Raw genomic sequence first — 15,313 nt, 5'->3', positions numbered from 1 at the left:
AACCCTTGCGCCAGCGCTATCAAACACTGATTGCACTTAGATTGTGCAATCGTCAGCCTCACGGCCATGAACTCCAGCAACAACCACCGCATCCACTGGCCCAACACCCACTTCATTCAATCAGTGGCCGACCCGAAACAGTTCCCTGAGATCGATATGCCGCAGATTGCCGTGGCCGGCCACTCCAATGTCGGAAAATCCTCGCTGATGAACGCACTGTTCGGGCGCAAGGATCTGGTGAAAACCTCGAAGAAGCCGGGCTGCACCCGCCTGCTCAATCTGTTCGATGTGGATGGAAGGATGCTGATCGTCGACCTGCCCGGCTACGGCTATGCGCGCGCTCCGAAAAAGGAGCAGAACCGCTGGATCGGCATGATCGAGGGCTATATCGCTACGGCCAACCTTAAACTGGTGCTGGTATTGCTCGATATCCGCCACGGCCCGAAGGATTCGGATCTGCAGCTGATCGAGTGGCTTAATGAGGCAGGTGTGCGCTGGCTGCCGGTTGCCACCAAGGGCGACAAACTCTCCGGCAACGGTCGTGCCAAGCGATTGAAAGAGATGACCGAAGCGATGGGGGGGCTGCTCAAACCGCTTCCCACCTCAAGCTTTAAGGGCATGGGCATCGACAAACTGCGCGAAGCGATTCAGGCCGAGACCTTCAGATCACCCTACGCCGGTCTTGTTGCCGAAGAGGATTAAACCTCGTAATCCACCACGGTGCGGGAAACCGCAGCACCTTTGACCAGCGGAATCACCGCTACGTGCTCGGGATGCGCCTGATAGGCATCAAGCGCTTCGCGGCTCGCAAGCTCCGAGTAGAGCACCACATCAGCAGACTGCTCCGACTCCAGAAAATCGATGCCGACCTCGATCTTAATCAGCCCCGGGATCTTCCCGTCCAACGCCTCCAGCCGCGCCTTGATCTCCGCAGCGTCACGCTTGTCCCTCAATTTCCACATCACGATATGTTTGACCATGTTCCCAACTCCTTGTTGGTCAGCTTTCTAATATTTGGATGAATAAGTTGCAATTGAATGGCTGTCTTCGGCTGTCAGCTCAAGCGGTCGATTCATGAGTTGAGTGCAGTCTGATTCTGGCATCCTGCCAAGCTCACCGACATGGAAAGTCGAGGAGATCAGACTTGATTGAACAGTTTTGTTAGGCTGTTGCCATGGTCCAATTTCCGCAATCACTACTTAAATGGGGAGCACCCGACTTCAAGAGGGCGATCACGGACGAAATCCAGGCGCTATCAACCAGAGAGTTGCCTCTGCAACAGGGGCTACGAAACGGAAGTGTGGCTCTGGGTGATGATATTCAGGCCATGATTCTGAATGTGCAGGAATCAGACACATCCATCCGGGTGAAGGCAGGCATCTTCTACAAATCGATCATTGCCGGTTGCAGCTGCGCCGACGATCCGACTCCGACGGATGTGGTTAACGAGCACTGCGAAGTGATGATTGCGATCGATAAAGGGTCAGGCGCGGCAACAATTACACTGCTGCCGGAGTGACTCTGTTGCCCTTGATCAATGAATGCGCGAACGCAGGTCGTGGGTTCTCTCCACCATGGTTGCGGCAATTTCTTTCACATGCTCAGAAGCCGCCTCGGTTTCACCTGACAGCTCCGACATATTTGATACAACTTCCTGCATATTCTGCATGCATGCGTTGGCCTGCTGGGCGCTGACGGAAATCTCGCGTGTCGCATAGGCCTGCTCATCCATGGCCGTCGCCACCTGTTGGCTGTGTTCATTCATTTTACTGATAATCTGGCCAATGCTTGCAATGGCCTGCGCTGCATTTGCACTGTCGGACTGGATCGATTTAATCTGCTCACTGATCTGCACGGTGGCACTGTGCGTCTGATGGGCCAGTTCCTTCACTTCATTCGCCACAACCGCGAAACCACGGCCGGCCTCTCCGGCTCTTGAGGCCTCGATCGTCGCATTCAGCGCCAGCAGGTTGGTCTGCCGGGCAATGGCATTGATCGTATCAACCACCGAACTGATGTCCGTGATGTCTGCGGCCAGCTTCTCCACCAGAGTATTGGAGTGCCCTGCTTCCTGCACGGCCTGTTCGGAGACCTTCAGCGTGGCTTCGATCTGGCCTGAAACCTCCTTGATCGACGCATTCATCTCTTCGATCGCCGCGGCAGTACTCTGAACATGTTCTGTGCCTTCATTGACGCCACCGGATATACTATGCGTCGCCTGTGTCAGGGAGTGGGCCACACTCATCAGCCTTTCGGAGGATCCATTCATCTCCTCAGACTCTTGTGAGATATTGTTGACCAGCCCGCCAATCTCAAAGGCTTTAAACTGCAGGCGCGATTGCAGTGTCTTGATGCGATCCATGATGTGGCCGAGCTCATCATCCCGCTCTTTGGTCACATTCATATCGTAGTTGCCCTCAATGATGCCCAGCAGTCCCTCATCAATACGACGATGGGACGCTGCACTCGAGCGCAGCGTCAAAACAGTCGTAACGATTGCCGGGATTAACAGCCCCGCGATAACGCCCTGAACCCAGATGTGGCCGGCAAATGGCAGACCCAGCAAGGCGAGCGTGCAGGCTGCACCAATAAACAGCTGACGGTGGGCCAGCTTAATGCGTTTACGCCACGGGAAATGGAGGGTGGAGGGGAGGGTGAACTCGCCTTTCCAAACTTTCTTGTAAAGGTTGCCAAGTGTTTCAACTTCGGTTCGTGTTGGTTCGGTGCGGATAGAGATATAGCCGGAGATTTCACCATTCTTGAATTCCGGTGAAGCATTGGCCTTTACCCAGTAATAGTCGCCGTTTTTGGCCCGGTTCTTCACAAAGCCTGTCCAGGGCCTGCCTGCCTGAATGGTTTCCCAAAGGTCGGCAAATGCTGCCGGCGGCATATCGGGATGACGTACCAGGTTGTGCGGTTTGCCCATCAACTCTTCGCGGCTGTAACCACTGACATCAACAAAGGCCTGATTGACATATGTGATGCGCCCCTTGAGGTCGGTCTTGGATGCCAGAATTCTGTTATCCAGTGATATCTCATGATCCGTAACCGGCAGGTTCTTTTTCATCGGCTGCAACCCTCCTGAGTTGAACCTGCTGGGCCTGTCAGTAGACAGTGGCTGATAAGCGGCTTAACCAGGCAAAAGGGTCAGCCTTCTAATCGGATCTCGGTGCTGTGACTCTGTATACGCATAAACTGGAGCAACCAGGCGCCAGTAGCAGAAATGTTTCAACAGAGCATCGGTGAAATAGTGCTCGGCAACCGAATCTCCCTCTCCCCAGAGGTAGCCCTCTCTATCGGCAATAAAGCAGCATACTTTAATAAAAAATCACGATTTTATGCAGGCGCCTGACGGACGGCCTGAACCGCTGCTTATCCGGCAGTTTGAGATGTCCGGTTTGAAGCCCCTAGGCGTTGACCATCCGGCGACTTGAAGGAACAGGGCTCTCCATCGGGCGCAGGCCGAGTTTGGCGAACAGCTTCTGATCGTTCTCGGCATCCTGGTTGCCGGTGGTAAGCAGCTTCTCGCCGTAAAAGATCGAGTTGGCGCCAGCCAGGAAACAGAGCGACTGCATCTCTTCGCTCATCTCCTCGCGGCCTGCCGAGAGTCGCACGTGGCTGCCCGGCATGGTGATGCGGGAAACGGCGATGGTGCGAATGAATTCGAAGTTATCGAGGGTCTCGGCAAACTGCTCGTCTTCGGCAACCGGCGTGCCTTCGACCTTCACCAGCATGTTGATGGGCACAGACTCCGGGTGCGGATTCATGCGGGCAAGCTGGGCCACGAGACCGGCGCGATGGCGACGCGACTCCCCCATGCCGACAATGCCGCCGCAGCAGATGCTCATACCTTCGGCGCGTACGTTTTTGAGGGTATCAAGGCGCTCGTCATAGGTGCGGGTGGATATAATCTCTTTATAGTAGTCGGGATCGGAATCAAGGTTGTGGTTGTAATAATCAAGGCCTGCCTCTTTCAGCTTATGCGCCTGATCGGGAGTAAGCATGCCCAGTGTTGCGCACGCCTCCATATCCATCTCTTTGATCTCGCTGATCATATCGCAGACCAGGTCGAACGCGCGCGCCTTCGGCTCTCGCCATGCAGCGCCAATACAGAAACGGGATGCACCCTTCTCCTTGGCAACCCTGGCGGCGGCGATCACCTGCGCTTTTTTCATCAAAAGTTCGGACTCAACATCGGTGTTGTAGCGGGATGACTGCGGGCAGTATTTACAATCCTCGGGGCAGCCGCCGGTTTTGATGGAGAGCAGGGTGGAGAGCTGTACCTCGTTGGCATCGAAATTGGCCCGGTGCGCCTGCTGGGCACGGAACATCAGATCATTGAACGGCAGCGCAAACAGCGCCTCGATCTCATCTACACTCCAGTCATAACGCATGCATCTCTCCTTGAGGCCTGAGCTCAAGCCTTTGTTAACCTTGGGGAGGCGAAGGGTAAACGGCTTATGTCGATAGGGCAAAAGGAACAATCAAGCTGGCGCCGTGGAACTGCCCTGATTGTGAGCCAGCCATAGCGATGGCCAACAGCATCAACCGTCAGATAACGGGTTCGTACTTCTGCTGTCGCAGCTCCTGGCGGATACGCAGTACCTTGTTTAAACTCATGGAGAGAGAATCCATGCCGAGATTAAGCAATGTCCCCGTCCACTCCGGATTGGAGGAAAGTTCGCCGCAGATGGAGATAGGAATCCCGGCCCGCCGTGCTGCCTCTGCGGCCAGCCTGATAAGATGGAAAACTGCAGCGTGACCGGACTCGTAGAGGCCTGCCACCTCCTCATCGGTACGGTCGGCGGCCAGGGTGTACTGGGTCAGATCGTTGGTTCCGACCGAGAAGAAGTCGCTCACCGTCGCCAGTTCATCGGCGATCAGCGCACTGGCAGGTACCTCGATCATGGTTCCGATCGAGATCGGCGCCCTGAGTGCAAGCTCTCGATGGCACTCCTCGGCCAGCCTGCGCACCTCTTTTATCTCCCCGATGTTGGTCACCATCGGGATCAGGATATGAACAGGCCCCTCTTCACCGGCGCGAAGCATCGCACGCAGCTGGCTGCGCAGCAGATCCGGCCAGCGCAGCAGCAGGCGTATGCCTCTTAAGCCCATGGCGGGATTGGCACCGCCCTCGATATTGGTAGTCAGATCATGGTAACGCCACGGCTTGTCGCCACCGATATCAAGCAGCCGCATGGTGACCGGCTTACCCTTCATGCGCCGCACGATCTCCACATACTGCTCGAACTGCTCATCCTCGCCCGGCATGCCTGAATTATTGAGAAAAAGGAATTCGCTCCGGTACAGGCCGATGCCGTCGATACCGATATGGTCGGCAACATCAAGCTCCTCGGCAAATTCGATGTTGGCCATCAGCTTCAGTTCGTGGCCATCGCTGCTTGTCGATGGCAGACAGGCATAGGCATTGAGCTCAGCCTGCGCGAGACAGAAATCAGTGATCGAGCGGGCATAAGCCTCCTCCTCCCCATACTCCGGATTAAGAATCCAGCGTCCCTGCTCGGCATCGAGAATTATCGTTTCGCCATCCTCGACATTGGCCAGGCAACCCACCGCACCAACCAGCGCCGGCAGCCCGATACCGCGGGCAACAATGATATTGTGGGCATCGACACCACCCTGTTCGATGACTACGCCGGCAACGCCGTGTCGCCACATACTCACGATATCGGATACGGAAAAATCATCACCGGCATAGATCACAGGATAAGTGGTGTTTCTCGCCTGGTTGAGACCCTCGTTCATTTCCGGCTGACTGCCAAGCAGATGGCGCAGGATTCGCCGGCCTGCATGCTCGATATCATCCTTGCGATTGCGCAGGTAGTCGTCATCGATCTTTTCAAAGGTCAGCTGAATCGCATCCATCTCCTGCCTGAGCGCCCACTCGGCATTGATGCACTTTTCAGTAATGCGATGGGTGGCGCGGTTCAGCAGTTCCGGATCGGCAATGAGCATGCGATGCACATCGAGAAGCAGGAGCATATCGTGGGTGCCGGTTTTCAGAAGGTGGGCGCGTTCGATATCAACCTCACTGCGCGCCTCATCGATCGCCCTGAGCAGTCGCTGCACTTCCACTCTGGTCTGTGCAGCCTCTATCTCACGTTCCGGTATCGGCTTTCTACCGTAGAGCAGCTTCTGGACACGCCCGATAACAATGCCTGAGCTCGAAGCAACAGCCCTGCCCTCTCGCCTGGGAGCTGGTGAAGGCAGCGCCTCGGAAGACAACGCTATTCGCCCTCGCCGAAGCGGTCGTTGACCAGTGCTTCAATGGCATCGAGCGCAACATCCGCATCATCGCCATCAGCACGAAGCATCAGTTCTGTACCCTTGCAGGCAGCCAGCATCATGATACCCATGATGCTTTTACAGTTCACCTCGATCTCATCCCTGATCAACATCACCTCGCTTTTGAAGCGTCCGGCCTCGGTTGCCAGTTTGGCAGAGGCACGCGCATGCAGCCCCAGCTTGTTTCGAATTCGGATATAGCGCTCAGCCATTACGGCTCTCATCCAGGCGCGGGGCAACACGCATATAGAGCCTGCCAGACTCCACCACCTGAGCGGCGAATTCAGAGAGATCATGAACCGTATTGCGCAGTGTCGCAGCCTTGATCAGCAGCGGCAGATTGAATCCCGACACCACCTCGACGCGCCCCTTCTCCAGCGCGCCCATCGCCACATTGCAGGGCGTACCGCCAAACATATCCGCCAGCAGCAGAACACCCTCACCGACATCGCATCCGCGGATCATTGCGCGCAGTGTTTTAGAAAGCTGCTCGGGAGAATCCCCGGCAACCACATCCAGCGTCTCAATTAACGACTGCTCGCCCACCACGTGCTCCAGCGCTTTACGCATTTCAGAAGCAATAGAGGCATGGCCAATCACGACAATCCCGATCACGATTCCTCTCCTTTCTGTTCAACATGCCTGCGCTCGACAATGCTCAGCTCCCGGTGCTGAATCACAGGCAGGGCCATCTCCTCGCGGGCCAGCCAGTCGGCTATCTTTTCGGCCATATATACGGAGCGGTGGCGTCCGCCGCTGCAGCCGAATGCGACAGTAAAATACTGTTTTCGCTCCTTGCGAATCATCGGCCAGGCAAAGCCGAGCCACTGCCGGATATGCTTCTCCGCTTCACCAACCTCCTCGCGGGCTTCCAGAAATTCGATCACTTCGCCATCGCGGCCGGTCTGCTGGGCCAGTTCAGGAACATAGTGGGGGTTGGGCAGGAAGCGCATGTCGAACACCACGTCAGCCATCGATGGCAGGCCATGCTTGTAGCTGAATGACATCATTGTGCAGTGCATTCGTTCTCTTTGCACCTCCGGCTTCTGCCAGAACTCTTCAGCACGCTCGGCAAGTTCGTAGGGGGTAAGATGGGAGCTGTCGAGAACAAGGTCTGCAATATTGCGGATCGGCATCAGGCTTTCACGCTCCAGGCGGATCGAGTCCATGATATCCACGCCTCCCGGAAACGGGTGGCGCCGCTTTACCGTGGAGAAACGGCGACGCAACACCTCATCCTCCGCCTCAATGAAAAGCAGCCTCCAATCCTCTTCGGCCAGCGTCTCTTGGATTGTGACCCGGATAGCGTGCGCTGTAAAACCGCTGCGGGCATCAAGACAGACGGCGGCCGGGCGTTTGCGCAGCCGCATGATCATCGACCAGTCGCGCAGCATCTCCAGCGGCAGATTATCGGTGCAGAAGTACCCCGCATCTTCCAGCGCATGCAGAACAGTACTCTTGCCAGCACCGGAGAGGCCACTGATCAGAATCACTTAACTGCCCTTCCTGATCCGTTCCTGCAGTGATTTCACAAATGCCTCGCCGCTGTGAATGCCCCGCTGTTTGAGCAACTGGTTACGCGCCGCGACCTCAACAAGCACGGCAAGCGAGCGGCCGGTCCGGATCGGGATCGGTACGCGGGCAATTGACACCTCGAGAATTTCGGTTTCGCTGTCCTCGCCAAGCACACGATCCTCGGCTGCCACCTGATCCCAGGGCACAAGTTCAACGACAAGGCTGAGCCGTTTGGCATCGGTAATCGCTGCTGCACCGTAGAGGTCACGGATATTGAGGATACCGAGGCCGCGAATCTCCATGTGATAACGCAAGGTGTCGGGGCTGCGACCGACAATGGCGGTGGGCCCCTTCCTCGAAAACTCAACCATATCATCGGCAATCAGACGACTGCCGCGACTGATCAGCTCCAGCCCCACCTCGCTCTTGCCGATGCCGCTGGAGCCGGTAATCAGCACCCCCAGCCCGAAAATATCCATGTAGACACCATGCTGATAGACCACAGGCGCAAGACGCTGTGAAAGATATAACATCATGTTGGTCATGAAGGTCGAACTGGGCAGTTCGGAAACCAGCAACGGCGTATCGGTTCGCCTGGCTGCTTCAAGAATAATCGCCGGCGGCTCCTGTCCTCGAGTGATGACAACACCGGCAAGACGAAGATCAAAGACGGCGTCAACCGCCTTCTTCTGCTCTTCCGTACTTCGGGTAGCCAGATAATCGAGTTCGGTTTTGCCAACCACCTGCAGACGATAATCACTCAAATTGTCGATAAACCCTGCAAAAGCGAGCGACGGCTTCTGCATTCTCGGGTGATCGATGTAACGATCGAGCCCCGCCTCGCCGACCAGCAGGCGCATCCTGGCAATCTCACCCTGTGCGGCCAGCAGTTCACGAATCGTGATACGGCGGGCCTGAGCCATTATGAGAGCCTTACCCGACTTGAGAAAATGGCAGCTATTTTTTCACTGCTGTCTGCCGCCATCACCTCATCCCGAATGCTCTTCTGCTGCAGTGTCCTGGCCAGCTGGGCCAGCAGTTCCAGATGCTGGCGATCATCCGAATCGGGCACCAGCAACAGCACGGCAATATGCACCGGTTCACTGTCAATCGAGTCGAAGTCGACCCCTTCCGGGTGACGGGCCAGCGCCAGAATGGGAAGGTTAAGGTCGGGCATGCGCCCGTGAGGAATAGCGACACCGTGGCCGATACCGGTACTGCCGAGCTGTTCGCGGGCCATGACGACCTCCATCACCCTGTCCGGGTCGATGGAGGTCAGCATATGGGCCAGCTCGGTGATTAAAGCCCGCTTACCACGCGCCTCTGAATCGAGCATGACATGCTCGGCTGTAAGCAACTCCACGACTCTCTTACTCTCGCCGACGATCAGGCAGCTTCCGGCTCGATCCAGCTGAGCGCGCCATCAGGCCTGCGGTAGATTGCATTCAGCTGTTCGGTCTGGCCGTTGGTGAAGAAAAGCAGGTCGCGACTGCCAAGCTCAAGCTGCATCACAGCCTCATCTACGCTCATCGGTTTGGCTTCGATCTGCTCATGACGCAATGTTTCAGGCTGGTGGTCTTCTGTCAGCTCCTCTTTGTCGTGTGCAATATCCAGAACGCGGTGAGAGACCTTGATCTCACGACCCTCGCGCTGGCCGCCATTCTGGTGCCGGCGAAGTTTTGCACGATAGCGCTTGAGCTGACGATTCAGCTTGTCGACAACCCCGTCAATCGATGCATACATATCCTCCGTCTCGTGGCTGCCGTGGATATTGACTCCACTGGCCTGCATGCCAACCTCACAGCGCTGGCGAAACTTCTCGACCGACAGTACAACATGAACATCTACGACATGGTCGAATGAGTGTTTCAGGTGTTGCAGCTTATCGTTCACATACGCCTTGAGCGGTTCCGTGAGTTCTACATGACGTCCGGTAATGGATACTTGCATGGTGTTACCTCCGCATTGGAATGAATAATAGTAGAAAGTCCATCCATGGTCTCGCTACTTTCAGAAGGGATTCTCCTGTAGTCCCTCCTTGTGTCCGGCTACCAGAAAAATTCCCGGAGCCGGTCGACTGACCTGACGGCCAGTCTCAGCGTGATGATGCGGCACGCCGCCGCTGGCTGCTCGGAGGCAGCCCTAACTGTTCGCGATACTTCGCCACGGTTCTGCGGGCGATTTCGATCCCCTCCGCCTGCAGTCGCTCGGCAATCGCCTGATCGGAAATCGGCTTGCCGGGTGGCTCCGATCCAATCAGCGCTCTTACACGCTGCTGAACACGATACACTGAAATGGTACCGCCGCCACGCGTTGGAAGACCGGCCGAGAAAAAGCGTCGCAACTCAACCAGCCCTACAGGTGTATCGGCATACTTGCCGTTGGTAACACGCGAAATCGTCGACTCGTGCAAACCGACCTCATCGGCCACATCCTGAAGCGTCAACGGCTTCAACCCTAACATTCCATACTCAAGGAATGCCCGCTGCCGCTGAGCGAGACAGATTGCCACTTTCATCAATGTTTCGCTACGCTGATCAAGCGCTTGCAGGAGCCACTTGGCCTCTTTCATCGCTTCGGCCATAAACTCCTTGTCCTTGCCGGTCCACTCATGCCCCTGCCACTGCTCATTCAGGCGGATGCCGCGCCATCCCGATGTTGGCACCTCCACCTCGATCTCGTTGCTGTTGGTGCGGCGAAAGATAATCTCGGGATGCACATAAAAGTTGTTATCGCCGCGCATACCGTGGCCGGGAAAAGGATCAAGGCGGCGCATGCGAAGCCGGGCCTGAGCAATAAGCTCTTCCGTGCTGCCGGCCATCCTGGCAAGCTCTGAATCCGAAGCAAAAAGATCCTGAGGAAAGTGCAGCAGGAGACGCCGCACCAAAAGATCGATTTCCGAATCATCCTCGAGCTGCAGCAACAGGCATTCGGTCAAATCCCGTGCGCCAAGCCCGGCCGGCTCAAGCTGATGCACCACTTCGACAAGCACCTTTTCAACCCTTTCACCATCGATACCGGGCAACTCCGACATTTCTTCAGCAAATTCAGCAGGATCGTTGCGGAAGTAACCATCATCATCAAGCGAATCGATAATGACATGGGCAATCTCGCGATCGACATCATCCATAGGCTCCCGATCCACCTGCTCATGTAGCGAGTCGCCAAGGCTTAACTCATCCTGCCACATCTGTTCACGATCAGGCATGTCATCGCGAGTGGAGCTGGAGTACATCGTCTCCCAGCGGTTGTCCCCCTGCTCCTTCCACTGCTCCTGCTCATCCATTTCGAGCGCACGCTGCTGTGCACCGGCCTCGTCCGGGGTGAACGACTCCTGATCTACCTCCAACAGGGGATTGCTCTCGACCGACTCCTCCAGATAGTGCTCAAGTTCGATGCTGTTCATGGCCAGCACCTTGAGGCTCTGAGTGAGCTGAGGGGTCAGTGAGAGTCTTTGTCCCAGTTTATGAGTAAGCCGGGTATCCATCAATAATTAGTCAACGCCTGTACAAAAACAGTATCGTTCAGGTTGTAGTGTTGCTGCTGCGGAGAAGAACCGCTTGAGAAGTCGTGATTGAAACAAACATAGAGTGCCATCAACATCCTTGTTATAACTCAGATTAGGTAAAATATCAAGTCGCGGCTCCTGCCAGATCGGCTTGAGCTGATACCTTACGCCTCTTTTTTAAGAGGTTCCAGAAGTTCTGCCAGCTCACCATTCTCCTGCATCTCCGACACAATATCGCAACCGCCGATGAATTCGCCGCTGATGTAGAGCTGGGGAATCGTCGGCCAGTTCGAATAGTCCTTGATGCCCTGACGCACCTCTTCACTGAGTAACACATTCACCGCAGCAAATGGAATATCATAACTGGAAATAATGGCAGCAACACGCTGGGAAAAACCGCACTGCGGAAAATCCGGCGTCCCCTTCATGAACAGCACGATGTCGTTTTCTTTTACTACCTTGTCGATCTGCTGCAAAACGGTTTCACTCATGTTGATTCACTCCTTAGGGGTCGAGGTTTTCAGAGCCAGCGCATGAATCGCCGCCTTCATATGCTCACCCAGTGCCGCATAAACCATCTGATGCTGTGCGATACGCGATTTTCCGGCAAAGGCCCCGGCAACAACCTCCATCTCGAAATGGTCGTCACCTGAATAGAGACGCACGTTCACCTGTGCGCCGGGAATTCCCAGTCGTACCAGCTCAGCAATCTCTTCGGGAGTAGGGGGCATAAACGTCCTGTAATGTGCCTGAGAATTTCAGCAGAAACTGGTGGGCTCACCAGGACTCGAACCTGGAACCAACCGGTTATGAGCCGGTAGCGCTAACCAATTGCGCCATGAGCCCGTCGTTTCCGCGAGAGGCAGGCAGACTAGGCGCTAAAAACGACGACTGCAATCATAAGAAGGCCAGGGATTCTCTCTCGGCGAAATGCAGCATCGTTCAGATTTGTGGCAAGGTAACCATCGAGCGCGTACAGTTGCCGCCATGAAACAGACCCTAGTCATTAAACCCACCCTATTTACCGAGCTTGGCCTTCCCGAACCACTGATGAAAGGTATCGAGGGGCTTGGCTTTACAGAGATGACCGATGTCCAGCAGGTGGCGCTTCCGATGACACTGCAGGGCAAGGATGTGGCGGGACAGGGGCGAACCGGCACCGGCAAAACAGCCACATTCCTGATCACCGCCATCAACCGACTTCTGACTCAGGAGCCGAAGAAGGGACGCAGCAATCATCATCCGCGCGCCCTGATTATTGCACCGACCCGCGAGCTCGTGGTGCAGATATCCGAGGATGCGGCCAAGCTGGCCAAGTTTACCGATCTGAAACTGCATACCGTTTACGGCGGAGTGGATTACGAGAAGCAGCGGCTGGGTTTTGAAAAGGGCGTCGACATCCTGATCGGCACACCCGGTCGCCTTATCGATTACCTGAAAAAGCGCGTCTATTCACTCTCCAAGACAGAGATGCTGATCATCGATGAGGCAGATCGCATGTTCGACCTGGGATTCATCAAGGATCTGCGTTTCATGCTGCATCGCCTTCCCAATTATGATGAGCGTCAGTCCCTGATGTTCTCCGCAACCCTCTCTCACCGCGTTCTGGAGCTGGCCTACGAACACATGAACGAGCCGGAAAAGCTGCGCGCCGAAGAGGGCGATTTGACCGCTTCAGGGATTACCGAATCGATGTACCACACCAGCATGGAGGACAAATTCCCGCTGCTGGTTCATCTGCTGCGCGAATCGAAGGTTGAGCGCGGCATGATATTCATCAATGAAAAACGGACAGGCGAGCGCATTGCCCGCAACCTGGCCCGTTACGGTTTCTCGGTGGGGATCCTCTCCGGTGATGTCCGCCAGCAAAAACGCATGCGTATTCTCGAAGATTTCACCAAAGGCAAGCTACACCTTCTGGTCGCCACCGATGTTGCCAGCCGCGGCCTGCATATCGACGGCGTCACCCATGTATTCAACTACGATCTTCCGGAAGATGCCGAAAACTATGTTCATCGCATCGGACGTACCGCCCGGGCCGGCGCCAAGGGAACAGCCATCTCATTCTCATGCGAGCGATTCTGTTTCGGACTTCCCGATATCGAAATGTATATCAGCCGTCAGATTCCGCTCCTGGGCATCGAGCAGCACATGCTTGACGTCGGGGCGGCAACCCACCCTGACGCACATGCAGAGGGGCTGCGCAAAGAGGATCGCGCCGAGCAGCATGATCGCCCGAAAGCAGGTGCCAGACCCGGTGGAGGAAATCGCAATCGCAGCAGGCGCAGACCTGCAGGCAAAAAGGGGTAAGAGGGAAAAGAGCCCTTAATCAGCGCTGGATTTTCGCTCCGCATTTGGTGCATTTTTCCACCGTGGTAAGGATCTTCTTGTTGGCCAGCATGCCGCATGAGTCGCAGAAGTAGAAACCTTTAAGGTTGCTGTAGACAATCACAAACAGAGCTACCGCCAGCACCGCATACCCCTTGGGCGGAAAATCGAGCAGATAGGCCACCAGCAGCAACACGCCGGCCAGCCCATAGATAACCACGGGCCAGAGCCTCTTCTTGAGCTGAACATCGATCTTGATGGCAAACACCGCAAGCCGGGCCGTTACAAAAAGAACCCAGAAGAAAACGCCAAAAAAAATCAGATCACTTGTACTCACAACCTGCCACCCCTGAAAATCGGATAGTGCGCACACTAGAGCAAGCGCCCCGACGGCGAAACCACCATCGCCAGCCAGACCACTACTCACCCCATTCCTCAGGGGGAACCTGCCAGCCACAGCGCCCGGCACCGTCACAGATATACAAACCGCGGGTGATCATGAATGATTCGCGATATGCGATATGTGACCGATTCCCACCAGATACCATCCTCCCGGCCAGAGGAGTGGCAACCGCTGCTTCGACGTGGCTTCGAACTCGGCTGGGTGAGCGATGATGCCCGCCCTGCTGCACCTGCAGCAGACGAAGTAGCTTACCGCTGGCGTCAGGACAAGGCATCGATACTACCGGGCATAATCGATGTGGCTTCCTGGCAGAGTGAAATCGGCGCAGCACACGCGCTGATGGAAGAGGTGCTCGATGCGGATGAACTCTCTCCGCTTCTGGAGAAGCCTCCCTACATCGACCGCCTTGGCGAGACATTTCCGCTGGTTGCCTCATCATTCGAGGAGCATGACGAGCAGGGGATTGAGAAGGTCTATTTCGATGCCGATCAGGATGGCGAGCCGATAGCTGAGAATCTCTGGTGCAAGGCGTCATGGCTCTCCTTTATCGAGGAGGATGCTTCACTTCGCTTCCGCTTCTCATTCGGCATGGAGTGCCTTGAGGATGTAGCCGCCGATCCCGGGCGCCAGCTCTGGGCAGGGCGTCTTTGCGACACCATTTTCCCTGAGTCGAAATCGATTACCGAAAACCCTCAGATCCTCTCCATACTGGAAAACATTGTCGGTGGTGAACCTGCATTCGTGGAGCGTATTGTCTACTTCAATGCCCCTAATGGCGGCGCCCAGATGCATCACGATGTCGAGCGCGGCCACGACGGCGTGGTGTTCGCGCAGCTTTCCGGCTCCACCTTCTGGCTGGCGCTGGCAAAACCGTTGCTGATTGACGCGTTGATAGACTTTATCACCAATCCGGCGAACAGCGATGAGGTTACCCGGTTACTGCCCGATGCCACCGATCGGCTTGCGCTGGCGGAGATGCTCTCCGACAGGGCTGTGCTGTCAGCCTATATGGATGAATTCGATCATGAACTGGTGGAGGCGGTGATGGATCGCTCGGCCCTGTTTACGCAGCACCTGGTCGAAAAAGGTTATGGATATATTCTTCATGCCGGCGACGTACTTCTGATGCCCCAGCGTGATCTCGACAACTGTGTCTGGCACTCGGTTATCTGCCTTGGCGACGAACCGGGTGAAGCGCTCTCATTTGCCGTACGCCGCAAGTAACAGTGCGCTTGCCTGAAAATAAAAAAGGG

General features: G+C 55.8%; 18 protein-coding genes and 1 tRNA gene. 4 read left to right on the top strand and 15 right to left on the bottom strand.

Translation table 11 applies throughout. The annotated features are described in order from the left end of the window. The first annotated feature begins 66 nt into the window (after positions 1-66). Positions 67-702, top strand: a complete 636-nt coding sequence (yihA, locus tag Ga0123462_RS00675; protein ID WP_100264537.1) for a ribosome biogenesis GTP-binding protein YihA/YsxC — start codon at positions 67-69, stop codon at positions 700-702. On the opposite strand, the gene Ga0123462_RS00670 is transcribed toward yihA, so the two are convergent. Beyond that, positions 699-980, bottom strand: a complete 282-nt coding sequence (locus Ga0123462_RS00670; RefSeq protein WP_100264536.1) for a Dabb family protein — start codon at positions 978-980, stop codon at positions 699-701. The genes yihA and Ga0123462_RS00670 overlap by 4 nt on opposite strands. A gap of 194 nt (positions 981-1,174) precedes the next feature. Between Ga0123462_RS00670 and Ga0123462_RS00665 the strand changes: the two genes are divergently transcribed. Next, positions 1,175-1,519, top strand: a complete 345-nt coding sequence (locus Ga0123462_RS00665; protein WP_100264535.1) for a hypothetical protein — start codon at positions 1,175-1,177, stop codon at positions 1,517-1,519. Positions 1,520-1,534: 15 nt separating this feature from the next. On the opposite strand, the gene Ga0123462_RS00660 is transcribed toward Ga0123462_RS00665, so the two are convergent. From Ga0123462_RS00660 to Ga0123462_RS00600, 13 genes are all read right to left on the bottom strand, one after another. Then, entirely contained in the window at positions 1,535-3,067 is a 1,533-nt protein-coding gene (locus tag Ga0123462_RS00660; RefSeq protein WP_100264534.1) for a methyl-accepting chemotaxis protein, read from the bottom strand. A gap of 340 nt (positions 3,068-3,407) precedes the next feature. Beyond that, on the bottom strand, positions 3,408-4,394 hold the full coding sequence (gene bioB / locus Ga0123462_RS00655; protein WP_100264533.1) for a biotin synthase BioB: 987 nt from the start codon (positions 4,392-4,394) through the stop codon (positions 3,408-3,410). A 157-nt stretch (positions 4,395-4,551) separates the two neighbouring features. After that, positions 4,552-6,246, bottom strand: a complete 1,695-nt coding sequence (ptsP, locus tag Ga0123462_RS00650) for a phosphoenolpyruvate--protein phosphotransferase (RefSeq protein WP_232726477.1) — start codon at positions 6,244-6,246, stop codon at positions 4,552-4,554. A 2-nt stretch (positions 6,247-6,248) separates the two neighbouring features. Continuing rightward, the gene (locus tag Ga0123462_RS00645; RefSeq protein ID WP_100264532.1) at positions 6,249-6,518 is read right to left on the bottom strand and encodes an HPr family phosphocarrier protein; all 270 of its coding nucleotides are present in this window, start codon (positions 6,516-6,518) and stop codon (positions 6,249-6,251) included. Next, on the bottom strand, positions 6,511-6,921 hold the full coding sequence (locus Ga0123462_RS00640) for a PTS sugar transporter subunit IIA (RefSeq protein ID WP_100264531.1): 411 nt from the start codon (positions 6,919-6,921) through the stop codon (positions 6,511-6,513). The genes Ga0123462_RS00645 and Ga0123462_RS00640 overlap by 8 nt, the downstream gene beginning before the upstream one ends. Next, on the bottom strand, positions 6,918-7,799 hold the full coding sequence (rapZ, locus tag Ga0123462_RS00635; protein ID WP_100264530.1) for an RNase adapter RapZ: 882 nt from the start codon (positions 7,797-7,799) through the stop codon (positions 6,918-6,920). Before rapZ ends, Ga0123462_RS00640 begins: the two co-directional genes overlap by 4 nt. Beyond that, the gene (gene hprK, locus Ga0123462_RS00630; protein WP_100264529.1) at positions 7,800-8,744 is read right to left on the bottom strand and encodes an HPr(Ser) kinase/phosphatase; all 945 of its coding nucleotides are present in this window, start codon (positions 8,742-8,744) and stop codon (positions 7,800-7,802) included. Beyond that, the gene (locus Ga0123462_RS00625) at positions 8,744-9,184 is read right to left on the bottom strand and encodes a PTS sugar transporter subunit IIA (protein ID WP_100264528.1); all 441 of its coding nucleotides are present in this window, start codon (positions 9,182-9,184) and stop codon (positions 8,744-8,746) included. The genes hprK and Ga0123462_RS00625 overlap by 1 nt, the downstream gene beginning before the upstream one ends. A 23-nt stretch (positions 9,185-9,207) precedes the next feature. After that, positions 9,208-9,771 (bottom strand): ribosome hibernation-promoting factor, HPF/YfiA family, encoded by a 564-nt coding sequence (gene hpf / locus Ga0123462_RS00620; protein WP_100264527.1) that lies wholly within the window; start codon positions 9,769-9,771, stop codon positions 9,208-9,210. A 145-nt stretch (positions 9,772-9,916) separates the two neighbouring features. Then, positions 9,917-11,308 (bottom strand): RNA polymerase factor sigma-54, encoded by a 1,392-nt coding sequence (gene rpoN / locus Ga0123462_RS00615; RefSeq protein ID WP_100264526.1) that lies wholly within the window; start codon positions 11,306-11,308, stop codon positions 9,917-9,919. Between the two features lie 185 nt (positions 11,309-11,493). Next, positions 11,494-11,820 carry a Grx4 family monothiol glutaredoxin gene (gene grxD / locus Ga0123462_RS00610; RefSeq protein WP_100264525.1) on the bottom strand — a complete coding sequence of 109 codons (327 nt, stop codon included), beginning with the start codon at positions 11,818-11,820 and terminating at the stop codon, positions 11,494-11,496. A gap of 6 nt (positions 11,821-11,826) precedes the next feature. Beyond that, the gene (locus Ga0123462_RS00605) at positions 11,827-12,060 is read right to left on the bottom strand and encodes a BolA family protein (protein ID WP_100264524.1); all 234 of its coding nucleotides are present in this window, start codon (positions 12,058-12,060) and stop codon (positions 11,827-11,829) included. A gap of 38 nt (positions 12,061-12,098) precedes the next feature. Beyond that, positions 12,099-12,175 (bottom strand) — tRNA-Ile (locus Ga0123462_RS00600). 141 nt (positions 12,176-12,316) lie between these two features. Between Ga0123462_RS00600 and Ga0123462_RS00595 the strand changes: the two genes are divergently transcribed. Beyond that, positions 12,317-13,639, top strand: coding sequence for a DEAD/DEAH box helicase (locus tag Ga0123462_RS00595; protein ID WP_232726476.1), 1,323 nt, complete (start codon positions 12,317-12,319; stop codon positions 13,637-13,639). Positions 13,640-13,658: 19 nt separating this feature from the next. On the opposite strand, the gene Ga0123462_RS00590 is transcribed toward Ga0123462_RS00595, so the two are convergent. Further along, a complete protein-coding gene (locus tag Ga0123462_RS00590; RefSeq protein WP_157821226.1) occupies positions 13,659-14,084 on the bottom strand; it encodes a hypothetical protein in 426 nt (141 codons plus the stop codon). A gap of 75 nt (positions 14,085-14,159) precedes the next feature. Between Ga0123462_RS00590 and Ga0123462_RS00585 the strand changes: the two genes are divergently transcribed. Then, complete coding sequence (locus tag Ga0123462_RS00585) at positions 14,160-15,284, top strand: hypothetical protein (protein WP_232726475.1); 1,125 nt, start codon at positions 14,160-14,162, stop codon at positions 15,282-15,284. Positions 15,285-15,313 lie beyond the last annotated feature (29 nt).

The organism is Mariprofundus ferrinatatus (genome assembly GCF_002795825.1).
In the GTDB taxonomy this organism is placed as follows: Bacteria; Pseudomonadota; Zetaproteobacteria; order Mariprofundales; family Mariprofundaceae; genus Mariprofundus; species Mariprofundus ferrinatatus.
This window is presented reverse-complemented; position numbering and strand designations above follow the sequence as displayed.

Coding starts and splice junctions, on each gene's coding strand:
- yihA (WP_100264537.1), top strand. CDS start 67: ATGAACTCCAGCAACAACCACCGCATCCACTGGCCCAACACCCACTTC.
- Ga0123462_RS00670 (WP_100264536.1), bottom strand. CDS start 980: ATGGTCAAACATATCGTGATGTGGAAATTGAGGGACAAGCGTGACGCT.
- Ga0123462_RS00665 (WP_100264535.1), top strand. CDS start 1,175: ATGGTCCAATTTCCGCAATCACTACTTAAATGGGGAGCACCCGACTTC.
- Ga0123462_RS00660 (WP_100264534.1), bottom strand. CDS start 3,067: ATGAAAAAGAACCTGCCGGTTACGGATCATGAGATATCACTGGATAAC.
- bioB (WP_100264533.1), bottom strand. CDS start 4,394: ATGCGTTATGACTGGAGTGTAGATGAGATCGAGGCGCTGTTTGCGCTG.
- Ga0123462_RS00645 (WP_100264532.1), bottom strand. CDS start 6,518: ATGGCTGAGCGCTATATCCGAATTCGAAACAAGCTGGGGCTGCATGCG.
- hprK (WP_100264529.1), bottom strand. CDS start 8,744: ATGGCTCAGGCCCGCCGTATCACGATTCGTGAACTGCTGGCCGCACAG.
- hpf (WP_100264527.1), bottom strand. CDS start 9,771: ATGCAAGTATCCATTACCGGACGTCATGTAGAACTCACGGAACCGCTC.
- rpoN (WP_100264526.1), bottom strand. CDS start 11,308: ATGGATACCCGGCTTACTCATAAACTGGGACAAAGACTCTCACTGACC.
- grxD (WP_100264525.1), bottom strand. CDS start 11,820: ATGAGTGAAACCGTTTTGCAGCAGATCGACAAGGTAGTAAAAGAAAAC.
- Ga0123462_RS00605 (WP_100264524.1), bottom strand. CDS start 12,060: ATGCCCCCTACTCCCGAAGAGATTGCTGAGCTGGTACGACTGGGAATT.
- Ga0123462_RS00595 (WP_232726476.1), top strand. CDS start 12,317: ATGAAACAGACCCTAGTCATTAAACCCACCCTATTTACCGAGCTTGGC.
- Ga0123462_RS00585 (WP_232726475.1), top strand. CDS start 14,160: ATGATTCGCGATATGCGATATGTGACCGATTCCCACCAGATACCATCC.